Origin of the sequence: Micromonospora sp. NPDC005979 (assembly GCF_040614415.1) — a bacterium.
Classification (GTDB): Bacteria; Actinomycetota; Actinomycetes; order Mycobacteriales; family Micromonosporaceae; genus Micromonospora.
The window spans coordinates 256196-276861 of sequence record NZ_JBEXUR010000006.1 but is presented as its reverse complement, the minus strand read 5'-3'; the positions used below and the strand labels follow the sequence as shown (position 1 = coordinate 276861).

20 protein-coding genes are annotated in these 20666 nt (G+C 70.1%); 5 read left to right on the top strand and 15 right to left on the bottom strand.

Features of this window, described 5'->3' with window-relative positions; translation table 11 throughout:
* Positions 1–35 precede the first annotated feature (35 nt).
* The 7 genes from ABZ272_RS13200 to ABZ272_RS13170 form a co-directional block, all read right to left on the bottom strand.
* Positions 36–1082: an aldo/keto reductase gene (locus ABZ272_RS13200; RefSeq protein ID WP_355050164.1), complete on the bottom strand. Its 1047-nt coding sequence runs from the start codon at positions 1080–1082 to the stop codon at positions 36–38.
* A 20-nt stretch (positions 1083–1102) separates the two neighbouring features.
* Positions 1103–2440 carry an LLM class flavin-dependent oxidoreductase gene (locus tag ABZ272_RS13195; RefSeq protein WP_355050163.1) on the bottom strand — a complete coding sequence of 446 codons (1338 nt, stop codon included), beginning with the start codon at positions 2438–2440 and terminating at the stop codon, positions 1103–1105.
* Entirely contained in the window at positions 2437–3174 is a 738-nt protein-coding gene (locus ABZ272_RS13190) for an ABC transporter ATP-binding protein (protein ID WP_355050162.1), read from the bottom strand. Before ABZ272_RS13190 ends, ABZ272_RS13195 begins: the two co-directional genes overlap by 4 nt.
* On the bottom strand, positions 3150–3986 hold the full coding sequence (locus tag ABZ272_RS13185) for an ABC transporter permease (RefSeq protein ID WP_355050161.1): 837 nt from the start codon (positions 3984–3986) through the stop codon (positions 3150–3152). Before ABZ272_RS13185 ends, ABZ272_RS13190 begins: the two co-directional genes overlap by 25 nt.
* Positions 3983–5047, bottom strand: coding sequence for an ABC transporter substrate-binding protein (locus ABZ272_RS13180; RefSeq protein ID WP_355050160.1), 1065 nt, complete (start codon positions 5045–5047; stop codon positions 3983–3985). The genes ABZ272_RS13185 and ABZ272_RS13180 overlap by 4 nt, the downstream gene beginning before the upstream one ends.
* Entirely contained in the window at positions 5048–5560 is a 513-nt protein-coding gene (locus tag ABZ272_RS13175; RefSeq protein ID WP_355050159.1) for a flavin reductase family protein, read from the bottom strand. It abuts the gene before it with no gap.
* A gap of 330 nt (positions 5561–5890) precedes the next feature.
* On the bottom strand, positions 5891–6382 hold the full coding sequence (locus tag ABZ272_RS13170) for a GNAT family N-acetyltransferase (protein ID WP_355050158.1): 492 nt from the start codon (positions 6380–6382) through the stop codon (positions 5891–5893).
* Positions 6383–6710: 328 nt separating this feature from the next.
* On the opposite strand from ABZ272_RS13170, the gene ABZ272_RS13165 reads away from it, so the two are divergent.
* Positions 6711–8354, top strand: coding sequence for a lectin (locus tag ABZ272_RS13165; RefSeq protein ID WP_355050157.1), 1644 nt, complete (start codon positions 6711–6713; stop codon positions 8352–8354).
* Positions 8355–8414: 60 nt separating this feature from the next.
* Here ABZ272_RS13165 and ABZ272_RS13160 read toward each other — a convergent pair whose 3' ends face one another.
* Positions 8415–9908 carry a sulfatase gene (locus tag ABZ272_RS13160; RefSeq protein WP_355050156.1) on the bottom strand — a complete coding sequence of 498 codons (1494 nt, stop codon included), beginning with the start codon at positions 9906–9908 and terminating at the stop codon, positions 8415–8417.
* A 107-nt stretch (positions 9909–10015) separates the two neighbouring features.
* Here ABZ272_RS13160 and ABZ272_RS13155 point away from each other — a divergent pair, with 107 nt between their 5' ends.
* Positions 10016–10966 (top strand): hypothetical protein, encoded by a 951-nt coding sequence (locus ABZ272_RS13155; RefSeq protein ID WP_355050155.1) that lies wholly within the window; start codon positions 10016–10018, stop codon positions 10964–10966.
* Between the two features lie 37 nt (positions 10967–11003).
* Here the strand turns inward: ABZ272_RS13155 and ABZ272_RS13150 are convergent, their stop codons facing one another.
* From ABZ272_RS13150 to ABZ272_RS13135, 4 genes are read right to left on the bottom strand one after another with little or no spacing between them, the layout of a single operon-like run.
* Positions 11004–11774 carry a hypothetical protein gene (locus tag ABZ272_RS13150; RefSeq protein ID WP_355050154.1) on the bottom strand — a complete coding sequence of 257 codons (771 nt, stop codon included), beginning with the start codon at positions 11772–11774 and terminating at the stop codon, positions 11004–11006.
* A gap of 49 nt (positions 11775–11823) precedes the next feature.
* Positions 11824–12795: an ABC transporter permease subunit gene (locus tag ABZ272_RS13145; RefSeq protein WP_355050153.1), complete on the bottom strand. Its 972-nt coding sequence runs from the start codon at positions 12793–12795 to the stop codon at positions 11824–11826.
* On the bottom strand, positions 12792–13691 hold the full coding sequence (locus ABZ272_RS13140; protein WP_355050152.1) for an ABC transporter ATP-binding protein: 900 nt from the start codon (positions 13689–13691) through the stop codon (positions 12792–12794). Before ABZ272_RS13140 ends, ABZ272_RS13145 begins: the two co-directional genes overlap by 4 nt.
* Positions 13688–14083: a GntR family transcriptional regulator gene (locus tag ABZ272_RS13135; RefSeq protein ID WP_355050151.1), complete on the bottom strand. Its 396-nt coding sequence runs from the start codon at positions 14081–14083 to the stop codon at positions 13688–13690. Before ABZ272_RS13135 ends, ABZ272_RS13140 begins: the two co-directional genes overlap by 4 nt.
* Positions 14084–14166: 83 nt before the next feature.
* Between ABZ272_RS13135 and ABZ272_RS13130 the strand changes: the two genes are divergently transcribed.
* The gene (locus ABZ272_RS13130; RefSeq protein WP_355050150.1) at positions 14167–14604 is read left to right on the top strand and encodes a VOC family protein; all 438 of its coding nucleotides are present in this window, start codon (positions 14167–14169) and stop codon (positions 14602–14604) included.
* Between the two features lie 18 nt (positions 14605–14622).
* Here ABZ272_RS13130 and ABZ272_RS13125 read toward each other — a convergent pair whose 3' ends face one another.
* Both ABZ272_RS13125 and ABZ272_RS13120 read right to left on the bottom strand, forming a co-directional pair.
* A complete protein-coding gene (locus tag ABZ272_RS13125; RefSeq protein ID WP_355050149.1) occupies positions 14623–15225 on the bottom strand; it encodes an AAA family ATPase in 603 nt (200 codons plus the stop codon).
* 216 nt (positions 15226–15441) lie between these two features.
* Entirely contained in the window at positions 15442–16308 is an 867-nt protein-coding gene (locus tag ABZ272_RS13120; RefSeq protein WP_355050148.1) for an NAD(P)H-binding protein, read from the bottom strand.
* A 70-nt stretch (positions 16309–16378) separates the two neighbouring features.
* Here ABZ272_RS13120 and ABZ272_RS13115 point away from each other — a divergent pair, with 70 nt between their 5' ends.
* Positions 16379–17272, top strand: coding sequence for a LysR substrate-binding domain-containing protein (locus ABZ272_RS13115; protein ID WP_355050147.1), 894 nt, complete (start codon positions 16379–16381; stop codon positions 17270–17272).
* Positions 17273–17346: 74 nt separating this feature from the next.
* Here the strand turns inward: ABZ272_RS13115 and ABZ272_RS13110 are convergent, their stop codons facing one another.
* A complete protein-coding gene (locus ABZ272_RS13110; protein ID WP_355050146.1) occupies positions 17347–19194 on the bottom strand; it encodes a glycoside hydrolase family 15 protein in 1848 nt (615 codons plus the stop codon).
* Between the two features lie 159 nt (positions 19195–19353).
* Between ABZ272_RS13110 and ABZ272_RS13105 the strand changes: the two genes are divergently transcribed.
* Positions 19354–20589, top strand: coding sequence for a low temperature requirement protein A (locus ABZ272_RS13105; RefSeq protein ID WP_355050145.1), 1236 nt, complete (start codon positions 19354–19356; stop codon positions 20587–20589).
* Positions 20590–20666 lie beyond the last annotated feature (77 nt).

Here is a 20666-nt window from a genome sequence, read left to right as displayed (position 1 = left end):
GGTGGAACGGGCGGGGAAGTGGTGTGCTCGGCTGCTCATCGGACCGGTCCGGCGACGCGTCGGCGGTTGGCCGGATCGGTCAGCGACGGCGGCTGGTAGCCGGCATCGGCGGGGTTGAGCGTGGTGCCGGGCGGGACGATGGCGTCGATGCGGTCCAGCACGTCCTTGGACAGCGTCACCTTGGCGGCGCCGAGCTGTGACTCCAGGTGTGCCAGGGTGCGCGGTCCGATGATCGCCGATGTGACCGCCGGGTGTTCGAGGACGAAGGCGATCGCGAGGTGGATGAGGGAGAGGCCGGCCTCGTCGGCGAGCGTGGCCAGCTCGTCGACGGCGGTCAGCTTGGCGGCGTTGGCGGGCAGCGTCGGGTCGAACCGGGCCGGCAGCCGTTCGGCGCGTCCGGAGATCGGCGCCTGCAGGCCGGAGTGGTAGCGGCCGGACAGCCAGCCGCCCGCCAGCGGGCTCCACCCGATGACCGCCAGCCCGTACCGCTGGGCCACGGGTAGCACCTCGCGCTCGACACCGCGGGCCAGGATCGAGTACGGCGGCTGCTCGCTGACCACCCGCTCCCGGCCGCGCCGCTCCGCGATCCACTGCCCTTCGACGATCGTGGACGGCTCGAACGTGGACGTGCCGATGTAGCGGATCTTGCCCTGACGTACCAGGTCGGTGAGCGCGCCGAGGGTTTCGTCGAAGTCGGTCTCCGGCTCCGGCCGGTGTGCCTGGTAGAGGTCGATCCAGTCGGTGCCCAGCCGGCGCAGGCTGTTCTCCACCGATCGGACGATCCAGCGGCGCGAGTTGCCGCGGTGTTGCGGGTTGTCACCGACCTGGCCGTGGAACTTGGTGGCCAGGAAGACGTCGTCGCGCCGCCCGCCCGCGAGGGCCTTTCCGACGATCTCCTCCGACTCGCCGTTGGAGTAGACGTCTGCGGTGTCGATGGCGTTGATGCCCTCGTCGAGGGCCCGGTGGATGATCCGGATACCGTCCTCGTGGTCCGGGTTGCCCCGTTGTCCGAAGTTCATCGCGCCCAGGGTCAGGGAGCTGATGCGGACGCCGGTGCGTCCGAAGGGCCGTTGGTCGACCATGACTTCTCCTTCGCGCTGGGTCAGCGGGACGCGGTGGTGAGTTGCCGCGTGAACTGGTTTGTCGGTCGGGTCAGCCCGTAGTGCTCGCGCAGGGTGGTCCCGGTGTACTCGGTGCGGAACAGCTTGCGGCGTTGCAGGATCGGCACGACGTGGTCGACGAATGTCTCCAACCCGGACGGCAGCACGGGAGGCATGATGTTGAATCCGTCCGCCGCGCCGCCGTGGTACCACTGCTCGATGGCGTCGGCGACCTGCTCCGGCGTGCCGGCGAAGGTGCGGTGCCCGCGCCCGCCGCCGAGCCGGCCGATGAGTTGGCGGACGGTCAGGCGTTCGCGCCGGGCCAGGGTGACGATCAGCGTGTAACGGCTCTTCGCGCCCTCGATCTCGTCCTCGCTCGGCAGGTCGGCGGGGAGTTCCCGGTCCAGGTCGAGGTCTTCCGGGGCGACCCGCAACGTCGTGGCGAGCTGCTGCCGGGCGTACTCCGGTTTGATCAACCGGTCCAACTCCTCCTCCAGCGCGCGGGCCTCGGCCTCGGTGGCCCCGATGGCCGGCACGATGCCCGGCAGGATCTTGATGGTGTCCGGGTCGCGGCCGGCCTGCGCGGCACGCTGCTTGAGGTCGCGGTAGAACGCCTGCGCCTCGCCGAGTGTCTGCTGGGCGGTGAAGACGGCCTCCGCGTAGCGGGCGGCCAGGTCCTTGCCGTCCTCGGACGACCCGGCCTGCACCAGCAGTGGATAGCCCTGGGGTGAGCGCGGGACGTTGAGTGGGCCGGCAACCTTGAAGTACCGCCCGGAGTGCTCCGGCGGATAGAGCAGCTCGTCGTCGCCCCACCGCCCGGCGTCCTTGTCGCCGAGCGGCGCGGCGTCGTCCCAGCTGTCCCAGAGTTTCTGGGACACCTCGATGAACTCGGCTGCCCGCTCGTACCGGTCCCGATGCGCCGGCAGGTCGTCCAGGTTGAAGTTCCGGGCCGCCTTCTCGCCGGCGGTGGTGACGATGTTCCAGCCCGCCCGTCCGCCACTGACGTGATCCAGCGAGGCGAAGCGGCGGGCCAGGTTGAACGGCTCGTTGTACGTCGTCGACGCCGTCGCGATGAGCCCGATGCGGCTCGTCGCTCCGGCCAGGGCGGTGAGCAGCACGGTCGGTTCCAACGTGCCGCCCGGCCGTCGACCGATGCTGTTCCAGAGCACCGGGCTGTCGGCGAGGAACAGCGAGTCGAGCTTGCCGCGTTCGGCAATCCGGGCCAGGCGCGTGAAGTGTTCGACGTCGGTCTGCGCGAACGGGTCGCTGTCGGGCAGGCGCCAGGCGGCCTCGTGGTGGCCGACGCCCATCAGGAACGCGTTGAGGTGCAGCATGGTCATCCTTCTGTCTGGTCGACGCCCAGCGCCCGCAGCAGGGTTTCGCGGTACGCGAGGAACTGCGGCTGTCGGTACGACCTCGGGGCGGGCAGGTCGATGGCGAGGTCGACGGCGATCCGCCCGCTGTCCAGCAGCAGCACGCGGTCCGCGAGAGTGATGGCTTCGTCGACGTCGTGGGTCACGAGCAGCACCGTGGGGCGGTGCCGGGCATGCAGCACGCGCAGGAGGGCATGCATGCGCAGGCGGGTCAGCGCGTCCAGCGCGCCGAACGGCTCGTCGGCGAGCAGGAGGTCCGGTTCGGACACCAGCGCCCGGGCCAGCGCCACGCGCTGCTGCTCGCCGCCGGACAGCTCATTGGGCCAGGCCCGATCCCTGCCGGCGAGGCCGACCTCGGCGAGCGCGGCACGGCCACGTTCGGTGGCGTCCGACCCGCGCAGGCCGAGGACGACGTTGTCCAGCACGCGCTGCCACGGCAGAAGCCGGGCATCCTGGAAGACGACAGATGATTTTTGCGGTACGTCGATCAGGCCTGAGCCGGTGGCGTCGCCGTCCAGGCCGGCGAGCGCACGCAGCATGGTGCTCTTGCCCGAGCCGCTGCGCCCCAGCAGCGCGACGAACTCGCCACTGGTGATCTCCAGGTCGAATCCGTCGAGGATCACCCGGTCCCCGAATCCTCGCGCCAGGCCGTGCACGCGCACGGCGCGAGACGCGGTCAGTCCGCCAGCGTGCGTCGCCACGACAGCGCCCTCCTCTGCGCGAGCCGGACGGCGCCGTCGGACAGCAGCCCGAGCAGTCCGTACAGCACGAGTCCAACGATGATCACGTCGGTCTGGCCGTACTCGCGGGCCAGCTCCATCATGTAGCCGATGCCGCTGGTCGAGTTGATCTGCTCGACGACCACCAGGGACAGCCACGCCCCGACGACCGCGAACCGCATGCCGAGCAGGAAGCCGGGCAGGGCGCCGGGCAGCACGATCCGGCGGATGAAGGCGGTACGCCGCAGCCGTAGCGACTCGCCCAGTTCGACGTACCGGCTGTCGATGGTGCGCAGCCCGTTGTGGGTATGTATGTAGACGGGAACGAACACGCCCAGCGTGATGGTGATGACCTTCATCTGCTCGCCGATGCCGAACCAGAGGACGAGCAGCGGAATCAGCGCGAGGGCCGGGATGGCCCGCTTGATCTGGACCGGGCCGTCGAGGATGGCCTCGCCCCACCGGCTCAGACCGGCGAGCAGGGCCAGCGCCGTGCCGACGGCCGTGCCGATGGCGAGGCCCAGGCCTGCCCGTTGAGCCGAGATGGCCAGGTTGTCCTGCAACCGGCCGTCGGCGATGAGGTCACCTGCCGTGGTCACCACGGCCCAGGGCGCGGACAGGGTGCGGGGGTCGATCCAGCCGGCGGCCGAGCCGGCCACCCACACCGCCAGCAGCAGGGTCGGGCCGATCGCCGCCCCGAACGGGATGGGGCGGCGCGGCGTGAGCCGGCGTCGCGGCCGGCCGGCGCGAACGGCGGCGTCCGACCGGGGTCGGGCCAGGGTCGAGGCGGTCACTGGGCACCTCCGGCAGTCAGTGCCTGCGCGCCCAGCGATTCGTACCGTCGGTCGTACAGGTCCTCAGCCGTGAGGCGCTTGTTGCCGGTCTCCTTCGCCAGCAGGTCGATGGTCTCCTGGTGCCGGGCGATGGCCTCGGTCCAGCTCGCCGGGATGTCGGCCACGCCACTGTTCGCGACCAGCCACCTGCCGTCGTCGGCGGTCAGGCCCTGGTCCTTGACGTAGTACCGCTCGATCCACTCATCCGGATTGGCCTCGCGCCACCGCCAGGCCCGCGCCCACGCCTGCACGTACTCGCGGATCGCCGCGGCCTTCGCCGGATCACCGAGTACGGTGACCGGCGCGTACAGGTGACCGGGGTCGTCGCGCAGGCCGTGCGCGATCGTCGTGCCACCGTCCCGGGTGTACTTGGTCTCGTACCGCTTGATCTGGACACCGCCGATCGGCGCGACCTCGACCTGGCGGCTGGCGAGCGCGGTGTTGTAGACGTCGCCCGTGCTCGGCAGCTCGACCAGCTTGACGTCCCTCTTGCCAAGGCCGGCCTTGTGCAGTACCCGCAGTACCAGTGCCCCCTGCGCCTGGCCCGGGCTGTACGCGATCTTCTTGCCCGCGAGGTCGGTGAGGGTGGCGACCGTGACGCCCGGTGCGATGCCGAGCCGGTAGATGGCGTGGTTGAGCGGGTCCTGGCGGAACTTCGAGGCCACGATCTTCGTGGGGATACCGGTCCAGTGCGAGTGGATCGGCGGGATGTCCGCCACCGAGCCGATGTCCAGCGCCTTCGCGCGGAACGCCTCCAGGGTCTGCGGGCCGCCGCTGATGTTCGCCCACTCCACCTCGAAGCTGAACTTGTCCGCCTCGCCGGAGAACTCGATCGCCTTCTGGTGCTCCTTGTCCCCGACGACGAGCTTGGTGCCCTTCGGCACGGCCTGCGGCAGCGGAGCGCCCGCGGCCAACGCCGCGACGGGTGTGTCGTCGCCGGCGCAGCCGGTCAGGCCCAGTGTGACCACGCCGAGGGTCGCGGACAGGAAGGCCCGACGGTCCAGGAGGGATGGTGAGGTCACTTACAACTCCTTCGTCGCTGGTTGCAGGGCGGCGTAGCGCCCCATGTGGTAGAGCAAAGGCGCACCGTCGCGGTGGCTGGCGGTCAGCGGTTCGGCGATCACGATGGTGTGGTCGCCTGCGGGTACCCGTTGGGTCACGCGACACAGGAGCCACGCGACCGGTTCGTCCAGCAGCGGCACGCGGTGCGGCCCGTACCGCCACGCCGGATGTGCCGCGAACCGGTCGATGCCGCTCGTCGCGAAGGTCCGCGCGACGTCCTCCTGGTCCGCACCGAGCAGGTGCACCGCGACGTGCTCCGCGTCGGCGATCGTCGGCCAGCTCGACGACGATCGGGCCAGGCAGAACGACACCAACGACGGCCGTAGCGACACCGACGTGAGCGAGGAGACGGTGAACCCGACCGGTGGCTCGCCCGCGGCGGTGACCACCGCGACCCCGGCGGCGTGCCGCCGTAGAAGAGCACGAAACATGGTCGCGTCGAGCGGAGTCACGGGTTCGGCGATGACGGTCATGGCTGTCCTCCTGGGTCGACGACGACAGCTACGCGCCGTCACGGGTACGCGTGGACCCAGGGCGGCGAGCAACCGTCGATCGGTACGAGGAATTGGCTGCCGGTCGTCGTCGATCCGGCGGCGCGAGTGGAAACAGAGGGGATCGCGGGCTCAGCGGCAGCAGCCGCAGGCGGCGGTCCAGCCACGGCAGCATCCCCGCGACACCGCGATGGCGGTGCCCTGAAGCAGGGTGTGTTGGCTGGTCACGGATACGACGCTATCCCACATTTCCTATGTGTCAAGTAGGATTTCAGGCGCTGGGACGTGTGGTGGTGTATCGACGTCCGTCGCTCAGCCGAGGCGGTCGACGATCGCGCCGAAGTGACGGGCCAGCCGCAGGGCGCGTACGTTGTCCGGCGCGATGTAGGCCTGCTGAACGAGGTGCCCGTGCGCGGCGGCCAGTCCGGCCAACCACCGGGCGACCGTCGTACCGACGCCGATGTCCTGCCAGTCGTCGGCGATCAATATCGCGACCTCCGGCGGCGCGTGCTCCTGCCAGAAGAGATGGGCGAGGCCCACCAGGCGGTCCTGGTCACCCGTCGAGATCAGGACGGTGTAGCCGTTGTCGGGGTGGGTCAGGTGCCGCCACTCATTCGCCCGGATCCGGTTCCGGCCCGCGTGGTAGCGGGCCGCCCGGCTCGCGGCGGAGCAGTCTCGCAGGTGGAAGTGATTGACGAGGCCCAGGTCGTCGGCCGTGGCCCGACGTATCCGCAGCATCTGACCCGCCGCGGTGGCCACCTCGGCGGCCGAGGTGGCTGCCTCCCGCGCTGTTCCAGAGCACACCTTCACGAGAAGCCTCATTCAGCGGAATCGGGGATGATCCAAGGTCCGTACCGTCGGCCCGGGTTGGGCCCTTCACCCGGCAAGATGCTCGCGGCGGAGGGCAAAGTTCGGGGCCGACGGGATGACCCGGCTCACATCCGGTCACCGGCCGGCCGCAGCGGTCGGCGGTCGACGATCCGCGGCCGGAATCCTCGTACTCTTAAGGTTCTTTGAAGTTCTTCCGCTCCGCTTGATGCTCGGCAAACCGGCTCACTAACCTCATCCCGTCCGGATCACCCTCAGCTCCGCGATCCGGGCGAAACGTCCCCTGAGGAAAGTTGCCACTGTCATGAGGCTGTCCCGCCGTACCCTGCTCGGCTCCGCGATGGCCGGCACCGCGGCCACCGTCGCCGGCGTCTCGCTCGACGCCCTGACGGCCAGTCCCGCCGCTGCCGCGGTCAGCCCGCCCGGCGACGTGGTCGGAAAGATCACCGTCGGCTACCAGGGGTGGTTCACCGGAGCCGGCGACGGAAGCCCGTTGTCGGGCTGGTGGCACTACGGTCAGGACTGGCAGAAGACCCCGTCGCCCGTCAACGAGGCGCTCAAGTCGTGGCCGGACGTGCGCGACTACGACCGGGTGTACAAGACCGGATACCAGAACCTGGGCAACGGGCAGCCCGCGTCGCTGTTCTCGTCCTACGACCAGCAGACCGTGGACACGCACTTCCGCTGGATGCGGGAGAACGGGCTGGACACCGCCGCGCTACAGCGCTTCAACCCGGTCGGCGGAGAGGGACCGATCCGCGACGCCGTCACGATCAAGGTCCGCAACGCGGCCGAGGAGTTCGGCCGCAAGTTCTACATCATGTACGACGTCAGCGGCTGGACGGACATGCAGCAGCAGATCAAGGACGACTGGACGAACAAGATGAAGGCGTACACGGTCTCCCCGGCGTACGCGAGGCAGAACGGCAAGCCCGTCGTCGGCATCTGGGGATTCGGCTTCAACGACAGCAACCATCCGTGGAGCGCCCCGGTCTGCCTGGACGTCATCAACTGGTTCAAGGCGCAGGGCGTGTACGTCATGGGTGGTACGCCGACGCACTGGCGCAGCGGCGACAGCAACGGCGACTCGCGGTCCGGCTTCTCCGACGTCTACCACGCGTACGACATGATCTCGCCGTGGATGGTGGGCCGGATCGGCGACGTCTCCGGGTCGGACTGGTTCTACACGAACGTCACGCTGCCCGACGTGCAGGACTGCGTGGCGCACGGCATCGACTACCAGCCCTGCGTGCTCCCCGGTGACCTGCAGGAACGTCAGCGTGCGCACGGCGACTTCATGTGGCGGCAGTTCTACAACGTGATCAGGGCCGGCGCGCCGGCGATCTACATCTCCATGTTCGACGAGTACAACGAGGGCAACCAGATTGCCAAGACGGCCGAGACGGCCGCGTTCGTCCCGGTCGGCTCGAAGTTCCTGCCGTTGGACGAGGACGGCACGAAGTGCTCGGCGGACTACTACCTGCGGCTCAGCGGTGACGGCGGTCGGATGCTCAAGGGCGCGATCGCGTTGACCCCCACCCGGCCGACCGCACCGGTGCTCGGCTCCACGCCGACCCCGCCCGCCGCCGTCGGCATCCGGTCCCGAGCCAACGGCCGCTTCGTCGGAGGCTCGCCGTTGGTCGCCTCGCTGACCTCGGCGTCGGAGACGTTCACCATCGTCGACGCCGGTGGCGGTCTGGTGGCCCTTCGATCCAGCAGGACCGGCAAGTACGTCTGCGCGGAGGAGGCCGGCGCGGCGGCGTTGGTGGCCGACCGCGACGCGATCGGCGGCTGGGAGACGTTCACGAAGGTGACGAACCCGGACGGCAGCGTCAGTTTCCGCAGCGCCGCGAACGGCAGGTACGTCTGCGCCGAGGACGCCGGCGCCGGCGCGCTGATCGCGAACCGCACGGCGATTGGCCCGTGGGAGTCCTTCGACCTCGTCTAGGCCGGCGGTCCTGGCCTGCGGCAGCGCGCCGCCGCAGGCCAGGACCGGCGCGGTGCCGGGTCAGGCCGGCACGTGTCCGGCCGTCCAGCACGCCGAGTGGCTGTGACAGGCGACGTACGCCTCAAGCGCGTCGTGCAGCGCGGCCCGGCGGGTGGCCGTGAGCCCGGCCGCGATGTTGTCGAGCTGGTGGGGGTCGGTGGTGCGGTCGTAGTACTCCCGCTCGCCGTTCGAGTACTCGACGTAGGTGTAGGTCGCCGTCCGCAGCGCCTCGTAGGTGATGGGGCTGCCGTTGCGCCGGTCCTGGGCGTCGGGGTCGTCGGCCGCCTGGTTGGGGCCGCGGTGCTCGATCAGCGCCCCGGTACGCCAGTTCGGCGCCGCTTCGCCCTGGGCGAGGGGGAGCAGGTTGCGCCCGTCGACGTGCGTGCCGACGTCCGCGCCGCCGATGCGTTGGAAGGTCGGCGCCAGGTCGATGTTCTGGACGATCTCGGCACGCTGCGAACCGGGGACGACACCGGGCCCGGCGACCACGAGCGGGACCCGCACATCGGTGTCGAAGGCGGTCTGCTTACCGCCGGTCAACCGGTACTCGCCCATGTGGAAGCCGTTGTCCGAGCTGAACACGACGTACGTGTCGTCGGCGATGCCGCTGCTGGTGAGCTGGGCGCGCAGGTTGCCGATCAGCCGATCGACGGCCTGGACGGACTGGGCGCGTTTGCGGAAGTTCGCGTCCAGGTTGCTCTTCTCCTGCGCGGTAAGTGGGCCGTTGCCGGCCAGCCAGGACGGCGGGTTGGCGGGCAGCCGGTCGTACGCCACGGTGCGCGGGGCGGTGAGCCCGGGGAAGTCGTCGAGGTCCTGGTTGGCCGGGGTGAACGGGCTGTGCGGGGCGAAGGTGGAGACCTCCAGCAGGAACGGCGTGTTGGCGGCTGCCGCGCGCTGGATGAAGTCCCTGCCCTTGCGGGACAGCACGTTGGTCAGATAGTCGGCGGGTTGACTGCCGTAGTGGACGACGGTGTGGTTCTCGTTGAGGTCGTAGTTGTACTCGGGGTACCCGTTGCCCGCCCCGTACCACTCCGACCAGCCTGGTGGGATGTACGGCTGCGACCCGCCCTGCGTGTCCGCCGGCTGGTAGCCGTTGAGGTACTTGCCCATGAACCCGGTCCGGTAGCCCTTGCCCTGGAGCACGGTCGCGAAGGTCCGGTTCTCGTTGCCCCGGTCCTTGAAGACCGCGAACCCACCATCGGCGCCACCGTTGGTGAACACGCCGGTGTCGTGCGGGAACTGGCCGGTCAGGATCGACGAGCGGGACGGGCAGCACAGCGAGTCGGTCACCGTGTAGTTGGTGAAGGTGGCGCCCTCGTCCTGTAGTTGCCGTACCTGCGGCAGGTACGGCACGAGGTTCCACGCGAGATCGTCGACGAGCACGAAGATGATGTTGGGGGCGGCGGTGGTGGCGGCTGGAGCCGGCCCGGCGCCGCGCGCCGGTGTCCACGCGGCGAGCAGGGCGAGCGCGGCCACGAGGGTGGCGGCGACGAGACGTCGATGGGTGATGACCATGCCGTCAAGCCTCACCAAGATTTGTCAGCATCTATTCAACAGGTGGTGATGATCCGATCAACACCGTGCCGCGTCCCGCTCCGGCGTGCGCTGACTAGCATGCCCTCGTGATCGAAGAATTGATCAGGAGCGCTGCGGCCGAGGACGACGACGCGATCGAGAAGCTGTGCGTGATCGCCGACGCCGACCCGCGGAGCCTGACCCCGTACCTGGGCGCACTGCTCGATGCCGACGTGCTGTGGCCCGCGAGGGTGTACCGGGCGGCGGGCGACGACCTGGTGCGCCGGGTCATCGAGCGGATCGACGGCGGACGCACGCCGGACCGGCTCAACCATCTGCTCGTCATCCTCGCGCATACCACGCACCCGCTCGCCGAGAGCGCTATGCGTCGCTGGTCGACGCGGCCGCCGGCCGGTGCGGACGAGTTGCACGTCGGCGTCCTGAGCTACGCGCTCGAGGGCGGCTGGACGGTCGACGCGGACGGCAGCCGCCGGGATCTCTGCGGCACGACCGCGTACCAGTGGGTCATGCGCGACATACCGCAACGTACGGACGGTCCCACCTGCCCGTGGTGTACCTCGCCACGGTGGATCGCCGCTGACCTCGACACGGCGGAACCCGCTGTCCGGGACGCGATGATGCACACCGGCTGGTCCGGCCGGCTGGTGATCGAGACCTGCCAGTTCTGCGCCTGCTACGCCACCCTGTACAGCCACGTCACCCCGGCCGGCGACAGCACCTGGTGGACCGGCAACACCCGCCCGAGCTACCTCGGTGACGCTCAACCGGAGGACCCGCCGGCGCTGGCACCGGTTCTGGGCCCGGCACGGTCGACCCCCTACCAGGCGAGTGCCTGGGATCAGGGCGGCTCGACGCTGGGCGGGCGGCCCGACTGGATCCAGGACGCCGAGCACGCGGACTGCCCCGGGTGCGGTCAACCGATGGACTACGTGGGTCTGGTCGGCGGCGCGGACTTGGACGAGTACGGCGAGGGCGCTTACTACCTGCACCTGCACCAGCCCTGTGGGTTCGCCGCGGTGAACTACCAACAGAGCTGATCGCCGTACCCGTTTGCCACCAGTCGCTTCGTGCTCGTCAGAGTCGGTGTAGACCGCCTCTGAGCTGGTGGATGACGTCCCACTGCGCTTCGTCGCCGGTGGGCCGGGGGAAGCCGCCGTGCTGGAAGGTCCAGTTCAGGTAGTCCACCAGGGGCATGCCGGCCTCGCCCACGAAGTGCGCGTCGGCCGATGCGTCGGGGAGGACGACGCCGTAGGGACCGCCGCCGCTGACGTTGTCCTTGTGGTAGTGGTCGGGCGCGACGGGCAGGAGGAATGGTTCGTCCTGGTCGTCCTCCCACTCCTCGATCTCATCCGCGTAGTACTCGAGGATGTCGCTGTTCGGGTAGCGGGACCCCGCCACCTCCAGCACGAGCGGATCGGCCGCAGCCGAGCTGGCCCATTGCGGGTGCGTTCCTACCAACCACACGTCGCCCACGATGCGGATCCATGACGACAGCGTCATCGGCAGTGGGCCGAGACGCTTCTCCAGCCACTGAAGGATCTCGTCCGCCTTCGGGCCGGGTGGCGTGTACGGCTCCGTCGGGGTCTGGCGGTCATCGTTCTGGTGGAATCGGTAACCCTGCTCGCGTAGGCGTGCGACAAGGGTTTCGATGTTGCTCCGGGCCCGGCGGGCCATCTCGTCGCACACCGCCTGTGCCGCATGGGCGAAGGCTGGCTCACGGACGCGGGCGCCAAGCTGCCGAATCTCATGCCACACGCGATCTTCTTGCCCGGCCACGTAGCGGGTCAGCCAGTCCGGATGCTCAGTCATCGCGATCATGGTGCCGCAGATGATCTCCTGGAGCAACGGTCCGTGCGCACCCCTGACCGATGGTCGCCGATGAAGAGGTCAGGCACTAGATCGTGCGACGCCGTACCCGCCACACCACCACACCGATCAGGACCGCCGCGACCGCGACGAACAGCGCGGCCTCGATGAGCTGGAACGTCCAGAACCGTTCCGCCGGGTGGTAGACCCCGAACTGCTGGATGCCCCGCGCGTGCAGGAACTGGTTGAGGTTGGTGCCGGCCTGGTTCGCGGCGTCCTCCAGTTCGTGGTACTCGGTCGAGCTGAGCCTGCGCCCGGTGGCGTCCGCGTAGCCGCGTTCGACCACCCAGTCGGCGAAGTCGGGCGCGGCCCGTTGCCCCGCGTTTGAGCCGCCGACGGGGACCGGCGCCATGGTGGTGAGCGGGGTGGCGTACGCGGGTCGGGCCAGCAACGCCACCGTCATCCGGGCGGCGAGGAACGCCCCGAGCGCGACGCCGAACGCGGGCAGGCTGCGCCGCAGGATCGCCCCGGCGGCGGTGGCGACGCCGAACGCGAACAGCGCGTACGCCACCGGAACAAGCCCCTCCAGGTCGAAGGCGTCGTACTGGAACCGCCCTTCCCACGCGTCGAACGGCTGACGGAACCAGGTGAGCACCGCCGTGAACATCCCGGTGAGGGCGACGGTGACGCCAGCCAGCGCCACGAGCTTGGCCGCCAGCCAGCGCATCCGCGGCACGGCCTGCGTCCAGGCGAGCTGCCAGGTGCCGTCCTCCAGCTCACGCGCGAGCAGCGGCGCGCCGAGGAACGCGCCGATCACGACGGGGACCAGATAGAAGGCCGCCAGGAGATTCTCGACGTTGCCGTACCCCTCGTCGAGCCGGCGGAAGGACGCCGTGCAGGCATCGTTGACACCGGCGTCTCCCGCACACCGGGCGGGACCGCCGGGGAACAGGTCGTGGGCCTGCGTCCCGAGCACGAACAGGACGATGGCGAACAGGCCGACGAGCAGACCCAGGACGCAGACCTCGGTCCGGTGCTGGCGCCAGATCAACCACGTCATGCCGCCACCTCCGACGGGACCGGGGCGACCGGCTCGGACGGCCGGCGCAGGTACGCCAGCACCAGGTCCTCCAACGCGACCGGCTGGGCCTGCCACCCGGGCGCGACCGGTATCCCGCCGTCGCGTACCAGCAGGGTCGTGTGCCGGTCGCTGTGGACCGCCTCCACGACGGTGCCGGCCCGGTCGAGGTCGGTGGCCGTGCGCGGGCCGACGAGCAGCCGGTGCTCGGCGAGGAGGGTGTCGATGTCACCGGTGAGCGTGACCCGACCCTGGTTGAGCACGACCAGGTGGTCGCAGACCCGCTCCAGTTCGTGCACGACGTGGGAGGAGAACAGGACGGTCACCCCGCCTTCGGCCACCGCGCCCATGAGGACCTGGAGAAACTCGTGCCGGGCCAGCGGGTCGAGGCTGGCCACCGGCTCGTCGAGGACGAGCAGGTCCGGCCGCTTCGCCAGGGCCAGCGCCAACGCGACCTGGGCCTGCTGCCCGCCGGAGAGGGTGCCGGCCCGGCGGTCGAGCGGGATGCCCAGCTTCGCCAGCCGGCGCTCGGCCAGCCCCTGGTCGAACCGCAGGTTGCAGGCCCGGCCGAAGCGGAGCATCTCGGCGACGGTGAAGCGCTTGTACAGCGGGTGGTCCTGGGCCAGGAACCCGACCCGGGACAGGGTCTGCGGGGTGCTGGCGGTGACGTCGTGGCCGAGGACTTCCACCGTGCCGGTGGTCGGTGCCAGCAACCCGACGGCCAGGCGCAGCAGCGTGGTCTTGCCCGCGCCGTTCGGCCCGACCAGGGCGATCACGCCGCCCGGCGGCAGGGTCAGGGTGCAGTCGCGCAGCGCCCAGCCCTTGCGGTACCGCTTGCTCACACCCTCGGCGCGCAGTGCGAACTCCGTCGCCGTCACGCCACGTCCTCATTCCTGGTCTGCTGGTGGACGGACGTGAAGAGCGCGTCGACCGCCTGCTCGTCGAGGCCGGCCGCGTAGGCGCGGCGCAGCCAGGTCGCCAGGCCGCGTCGCAGTGACGTGTACGTCGATGCCGACATCGCGGCCGACTGCTGGGCGTTGACGAACGTGCCCTGGCCGGGCCGGCCGGTGACCAGGTCCTCCTGCTCCATCTGCCGGTACGCCTTGGCGACGGTGTTCGGATTGATCGCCAGGTCCTCGACCACCTCGCGGATGAGCGGGAGGCGGTCACCGGGTTGCAGGAAGCCCAGCAGCACCGCCTGGCGGACCTGCTGGACGAGTTGCAGGTACGGCGGCACGCCGGAGTGGGTGTCGAGCCGGAAGACGAACACGGTAGCCCCCTTACTGCTTTACTAGGAACATAGTAAAGCAGTGGGTCGGGCGACGTACGACAGCGACCCTCTACGGTGAGGTGATGTCCGAGCAGTGGTCCCTGACCGTCGACAGCGCCCGCCCGCGCGAGCTTGCCGCGTTCTGGTGTCTCGCGCTGGGGTACGTCCCGGCCTCCCCACCGGAGGGGTTCGCCACCTGGGAGGCGTGGCACGCCCACTTCGGCATTCCCCAGGACGAGTGGGACGACGGCGCCTTCATCAAGGACCCGGACGGCGCCCGGCCCAGCATCTCGTTCCTGAAGGTGCCCGAGCCGAAGGTGGTGAAGAACCGTATGCACGTCGACATCCAGGCCGGCGGCGGCCGGCACGAGCCGTTCGACGTGCGGTGGCCACGCGTCCAGGCGATGGTCGGCAAACTGGTGGCCGCGGGCGGATCCGTGCTCGGGGTGGACGCGCCAGACGGTACGCCCGACCACGTGACGATGGCCGACCCGGAGGGGAACGAGTTCGACGTGCTCTAGGACATCGAAGTCCTCGGCCTACCGAGGACTTCGACGCACGCCGCGACGAGCGGGCGTCCAGCCTCTTCCAGCCCGGGTCCACGCCTCCTGGTCCACCGGCCGAGGACCCTGTTGCAGCCACCTGATGATGCTTTGGGCGTGCTCCTCGGGGGTCCCGGCGGATGACTCCAGGCGGAGGGCCTCGTCGAAGTACGGGAACGCATCGGCCCGCTCGCGAACGAGCGCTTCGTCGAGATCCGTGGCTTGATGACGGTCCCGGAATCGGCTCACGGCCTCGTCGGGCGTCACGAAGAACTCGACGACCCAGAGCGATGCAGAGGAGCCGGCCAACGCTCTCCGGAGACTGGCGCGCTGGTCACGCCGAGCGTAGGTGCACTCGAGGACCACCGTCTCTTCCTGATCCACAAACATGCGGGCGAGGAGGTGCGCGGCGTCGTAGGCGCGCAGGCGATCGTCACGATTTCGATCGGATCCAGGGAACAGGAGGTCGAAGAGGGTGTCGACCTGCAGGTGGATCCGACCGTGACCCGAGAAGGACCGCTCGGCGGCCAGGACCGCCCCTGCCGTGGTCTTGCCCGAGCACGGAGGGCCCGAGAGCAAGACGACCCCGTTGCTGGCCATTCCCCTCGCGTTTCATGATCGTTGAGGACGCGTCCCAGTTCGAACGGACATGGTCTGGAAGCGCCCGAAAGTCTATCCACCCGGATCCGCCGCAGTTTGGTCGCCAGCCCTCGTCCAGCGATTCGAGCATCGTGAGCAAGGGAAGCGAGTCGCCGGTGCCGGCGCCGAACGCCCGGCAGATGACCTCGGTGTGCCAGGACGTGGTGCCGGTGCCGGTCAGCCGACGGATGGGGCGAGCACCGATTCGCACCACTGGCGGAAGGTCGTCCCCAGGCCTCCGTCGCGGGCGGGTGGGTAGACGCCCGCCGTCTGCGCCTCGGCCATCTCGATCATGGCGTCCACGACCGCCGGGCTCGCTCCGGAGGCCGCGTACCGGGCGCGGTAGTCGGCGAGGGTGGCCTGCTGGTAGGTGACCGGCCGGCCCAGGGTCTCGGAGATGATCTGCGCCATCTCGCACGGGGTGTGGTCGACGGGTTCGCGCACGGGCACATCTTTCTGGCCGGTCCAGGTGGTGTCGGTGAGCAGGTCGGCGGCCCCGCCGGCGATGTCGGTGGTGGCTACCGCCGCGAGCGGCGCGTCGGGGTCGGCGGTGAGCACGAACATCCCCTGGCTCCTGATGAGGTCGACCTGGTGCAGCAGGTTCTCCATGAAGAACGCCGCCTGCAGCGAACGGTAGGCCGCGCCGCTGGACTCCAGCGTGTCGTCCATCGCCCAGGCCGCCGAGAGCAGCCCGGCCGGGCCGTGGAAGCCGCGGCCGAGCGAGGAGACGGCCACGACGCGGGGTACGGCGTGCGCACGTACCGCCTCCGCGATGGGGCGCGCGAAGCCGAGGTAGTGCTCGGTGACGTCCGGGGCGCCGAAGTCCGGTGGTACGAGCACGAAGAGCGCCGTGGCGTCGGTCAGCGCGGTCGTGAGCACGGCGGGGTCGGCGTGGGAGCCGACGATGACGTCGGCGTGCTCGCGAAGGGTCTCGGGCAGACGCGAGGGGTCGCGGGCGATCAGGCGCAGCGGTGCGTCGGCGGCGCGCAGGGACTCGGCGACAGCGGCGCCGATCGTGCCCGTGGGTGTCGTGATGACGATCATGGTTCCCATCGTCGCGCGGGCGATCGCGGGCGAGAAGGACCAGTTCGGGCGGCATTATTATCCTGAGGGTATGAATCCCGTGGAGTCCCGGCCGCTGCGTTACTTCGTGGCCGTCGCCGAGGAGCTCAACTTCAGCCGGGCCGCCGAGCGGCTCGGCATCGCCGCACCGGCCCTGTCGCGCGCGATCTCCGGGCTCGAGGCGGACCTCGGTGTCCGCCTCCTCGACCGCACCACCCGAAGCGTCGCGCTCACCGAGGTGGGCGCGGTGCTTCTCGCCGACGCGCGGGCAGCGCTCGTCGCGCTCGACGCCGGCACCCGACGCGCCCGGCGAGCCGCGGGTGTGCCCGGAGGCAAGCTGGTGGTCGCGGTGAAGGCCGACGTCGAGGGCGGCCTGCTCGAGGACGTGCTCGCGGCGTACCAGGCGGAGCACGCCGCCGTGCCGATCGAGGTCGTGTTCACCGGCTGGCGCGAGCAGCCGGCCCTGCTGCGCGCGGGCGAGGCCGACGTGGCGATCGTCATCGAGCCGTTCGACGCCGACGGTCTGGACGTCGAGCCGCTGCTGTGCGAGCCGCAGGTGCTGGCGCTACCGGCCGGGCATCCGCTCGCCGGACGGCCCCGGCTGCGGATGGCCGACATCGAGGCCGGGCATCAACGGACTGTTCCCGGCGCTCACGTCTACGTACGACACGGCGAGCAGGTGCCGCCGTTCGGCGACATGGTGCAGATGCTGCGCCAGATCGAACTCGGGCGGATGCTCGCCCTGCTGCCGGTCTCGCTCGCCGAGCGCAACGCCCGGCCGCAGCTCACCTGGCGTCCGGTCGACGACGCGCCGGAGGCCGCCTTCTCGGTGGCGTGGCCGCAGAACTCGCACTCGCTCGCGGTCGCCGCTTTCGTCCGGGTAGCCACGGCGATCTCGTCCCGCCACGGGACCGGCCGGATGGCGGACGCCGCGGAGACCGCCTGAGCACCCGTCCGGCAATCCCGTGACACTAGGCCCTGTTTCATAAGGGCGGCCGGCCAGTTCTTATGAAACAGGGCCTAGCGGCGGCGGTGGGCGTCGGCCTCGGCGTCGAGCAGGCTGTTGAGGGTCAGCGCCGTGTTGATCAGCGACAGGTGGCTGAAGGCCTGCGGGTAGTTGCCGATCTGCTCACCGGTCGCGGCGATCTCCTCGGCGTAGAGGCCGAGGTGGTTGCTGAACGTGAACATCTTCTCGAACGTGAGTCGGGCGTCGTCGAGGCGGCCGGACCGGGCCAGCGCCTCGACGTACCAGAAGGTGCACATGTTGAAGGTGCCCTCGTGGCCCGGCAGTCCGTCGGGGGAGTGGACCGGGTCGTACCGGTGGACGAGGCTGTCGGAGACGAGTTCGCGTTCGATCGCGTTCAGGGTGGACAGCCACAGCGGGTCGCTCGGCGTGACGAATCCGACCGCCGGCATGGCCAGCAGCGCGGCGTCGAGCACGTTCTCGTCGTACGCCTGCACGAAACTGCCGCGTTCCGGGTGGTACCCGCGGGCCATGACCTGGTTGTAGATGCGGTTGCGCTGTTCGGTCCAGCAGGTCAGGTCACCGGGGCGGCCGGTGCGGTTGGCCAGGCGGATGGCCCGATCCAGCGCCACCCAGGACATCACCCGCCCGAACGTGTAGTTACGGGGGTGGTGCCGGCTCTCCCAGATACCGGCGTCGCGCTGGTCCCAGTTGTGGCAGAGCCAGTCGACGAGCCGGACGGTGCTCTTCCACACCTGGTGTGAGACCCGGATGCCCTGCTCGTCGGCGAGGTGCATGGCGTAGAGCGCCTCGCCGTGGATGTCGAGCTGGAGCTGGTCGGCGGCGCCGTTGCCGATGCGCACCGGCCGGGAGCCGCGGTAGCCCTCCAGGTGGTCGAGCACCTCCTCGTGCAGGTCGGAGGAGCCGTCCACCCGGTACATGATCTTCAGTGGGTCCTGGTGCTCGCTGGCCGTGCGGATGCGCTCGTCCAGCCAGTCCATGTAGCGGCTGACCTCCTCGGTGAAGCCGAGGCCGAGCAGCGCGTGCACCGAGAACGACGTGTCGCGTACCCAGGTGTAGCGATAGTCCCAGTTGCGGCTGCCGCCGACCAGCTCGGGCAGCGCGGCGGTGGGCGCGGCGATCATCGCGCCGGTCGGCGCGTACGTCATGAGTTTCAGCGTGATGGCGGAGCGCTCGACCATCTCCCGCCAGCGGCCGGTGTAGCTGGAGCGTTCCAGCCAGCGCCGCCAGTAGTCCCGCGTCCACTCGAACATGCCCTGGATCTCCTCCGGCGGGAAGATCCGCGGTTCGGTGCCGCCCGTCTCCAGGACCACGCCGCCGACGTCGCCCTCGTTCAGGGTGCCGTACGCGACGAGGTCGCCGCCCTCGAGGCGGACGTCGCCGCGTTCGCGGATCAGCCGCCGAATGGGGTCGACGGGGTTGAACGTCAGTGTCGCGGACCGGCTGCGAAAGACGTAGCCGTTGGGGTGGGGCTCCAGTTGGTGCTCCTCCCGGGCGAAGTCGAAGCGGGGTCGGCACTCCACCCGGAAGCGCATGCTGCCCCGGACCATGGTGACGATGCGGACCAGCCGGTGCGCGTCGGTGGCCCGCTCACCGGTGACCGGCATGAAGTCCATGACCTCGGCCACCCCGTCGGCGCTGATGAACCGGGTGATCAGGATGGGGGTGCCGGGGAGGTAGAGCTGTTTGGTCACGTACCGCACGTCGTGCGGCGCGATCCGGAAGTAGCCGCCCTTGTCCTTGTCGAGCAGCGCGGCGAAGATGCTCGGCGAGTCGAAGCGCGGCGCGCAGAACCAGTCGACGGTGCCGTCGCACGTGACCAGCGCGGCGGTCTGCAGGTCGCCAATGAGTCCGTGATCTTCGATCGCCGGATAGCTGTCCACGTCTCTCCCCGGTTCGGCCGCGTCCTGCGCATCGAACTTAAGGGGGATTTGTCAAAGTTAGGGGATATTCACGTTGAACCACCCTGTCGCGTACCCTCGACGGCACATCCCCCTCGGCGGGCCGCTCGTTGGTGCGACGAGGGCGGACGGAGGGGGTAGATGTCGGGGAAACGCGGTGCGGACCTCCTGCGCCCTCCGGACAGCGCTGGCCGCGCCACGTTCCTGGAGCTCTTCTTCGACCTCGCCTTCGTGGTGGCGCTCACGCGGGTCTCGCAGCGCTTCGTCGAGCTGGACGGCGACACGGGGTGGGAACTCGTCAACGGGCTCGGTCGTACCCTGCTGCTGTTCCTGGCGCTCTGGCTGGTCTGGTCGCACACCACCTGGATCACCAGCCGCTACGAGCCGGAGAGCGCGATCATCCAGGCCGTCGTGGTCGGCACCATGTTCGCCGGCCTGGTCATGGCGGTCACCCTGCCCCGGGCGATGGAGGAGCGGGCGCTTCCGTTCGCGGTCGCGTACCTGCTGGTGATGGTGGTCCGGCCGATGGTGATCGCGGCCGCGCTGCGCGGCCATCCGCGGCGGCTGGTCGCGTTCCGGCTCTCCGCGTGGGCTGCGCTGAGCGCGCCGATCTGGCTGGTCGGCGCGCTCGGCCCGGAGCGACTGCGCCTGCCGCTTTGGGCCATCGCCGTCGGCGTCGACTACCTCGCCTGGTTCCTGGGGTGGCCGCTGCCGCGCCTGGGCGCCGCGGCGGTGTCGCACTGGCGGATCGCCGGTACGCATCTCGCCGACCGCTACCAGCAGATGTTCCTCATCGCGCTCGGCGAGTCGATCCTGGTGATCGGCGTGGTGTTCAGCGGCCAGGACTACTCCGCGGGTCGAGCGGCCGCCTTCACGGTCGCGTTCGTCACCAGCGCGCTGATCTGGCGGATCTACTTCCACCGCGCCGGTCTGCTGCTGACCGAGGCGCTGGGTGGGGCGGGTCAGCCCGCTCGCCTCGGTACGGCGTTGGAGCGGACGCACCTGCTCATCCTGCTCAGCGTGCTCCTCACCTCGGTCAGCTACGAACTGGTGATCGACGACCCGTTCGGCGCGCCCCGGCCGATGTGGCTGCTGTTCGTGGTGGGCGGGCCGGCGCTCTTCCTCGTCGCGCGGTTGCGGCTGGAGTACGAGGTGTTTGGCCAGCTCTCCCGATCGCGGACGATCGGATTCGTGGTCCTGCTGCTGGTCACGCCGGCGTTGACCCGCTGGCCGCCGATGGTCGGTCTGTGTGCGGTGGCCGGGGTGCTGACCCTGGTCGCGGTCCTCGACGCGCTGGGCAGTCGGCGGCACCCGCCACAGGTCCCCACCCCGCCGGTCGGGCGGGAGTTGCCCGGCAGTCGCGACTTCGAGGCGTGACGGCCTTGGCCGTGCCGCGAAGACGGCGCGGGGGTGGGCGACGCGGAGGCGGGCGGTCGAGTCGACCGCCCGCCCGG

Excerpts from the sequence above, each read along its gene's own strand:
- ABZ272_RS13125 (WP_355050149.1), bottom strand. The coding sequence starts at position 15,225 with ATGGCCAGCAACGGGGTCGTCTTGCTCTCGGGCCCTCCGTGCTCGGGC.
- ABZ272_RS13145 (WP_355050153.1), bottom strand. The coding sequence starts at position 12,795 with ATGACGTGGTTGATCTGGCGCCAGCACCGGACCGAGGTCTGCGTCCTG.
- ABZ272_RS13165 (WP_355050157.1), top strand. The coding sequence starts at position 6,711 with ATGAGGCTGTCCCGCCGTACCCTGCTCGGCTCCGCGATGGCCGGCACC.
- ABZ272_RS13200 (WP_355050164.1), bottom strand. The coding sequence starts at position 1,082 with ATGGTCGACCAACGGCCCTTCGGACGCACCGGCGTCCGCATCAGCTCC.
- ABZ272_RS13195 (WP_355050163.1), bottom strand. The coding sequence starts at position 2,440 with ATGACCATGCTGCACCTCAACGCGTTCCTGATGGGCGTCGGCCACCAC.
- ABZ272_RS13175 (WP_355050159.1), bottom strand. The coding sequence starts at position 5,560 with ATGACCGTCATCGCCGAACCCGTGACTCCGCTCGACGCGACCATGTTT.
- ABZ272_RS13105 (WP_355050145.1), top strand. The coding sequence starts at position 19,354 with ATGTCGGGGAAACGCGGTGCGGACCTCCTGCGCCCTCCGGACAGCGCT.
- ABZ272_RS13160 (WP_355050156.1), bottom strand. The coding sequence starts at position 9,908 with ATGGTCATCACCCATCGACGTCTCGTCGCCGCCACCCTCGTGGCCGCG.
- ABZ272_RS13115 (WP_355050147.1), top strand. The coding sequence starts at position 16,379 with ATGAATCCCGTGGAGTCCCGGCCGCTGCGTTACTTCGTGGCCGTCGCC.
- ABZ272_RS13130 (WP_355050150.1), top strand. The coding sequence starts at position 14,167 with ATGTCCGAGCAGTGGTCCCTGACCGTCGACAGCGCCCGCCCGCGCGAG.
- ABZ272_RS13120 (WP_355050148.1), bottom strand. The coding sequence starts at position 16,308 with ATGATCGTCATCACGACACCCACGGGCACGATCGGCGCCGCTGTCGCC.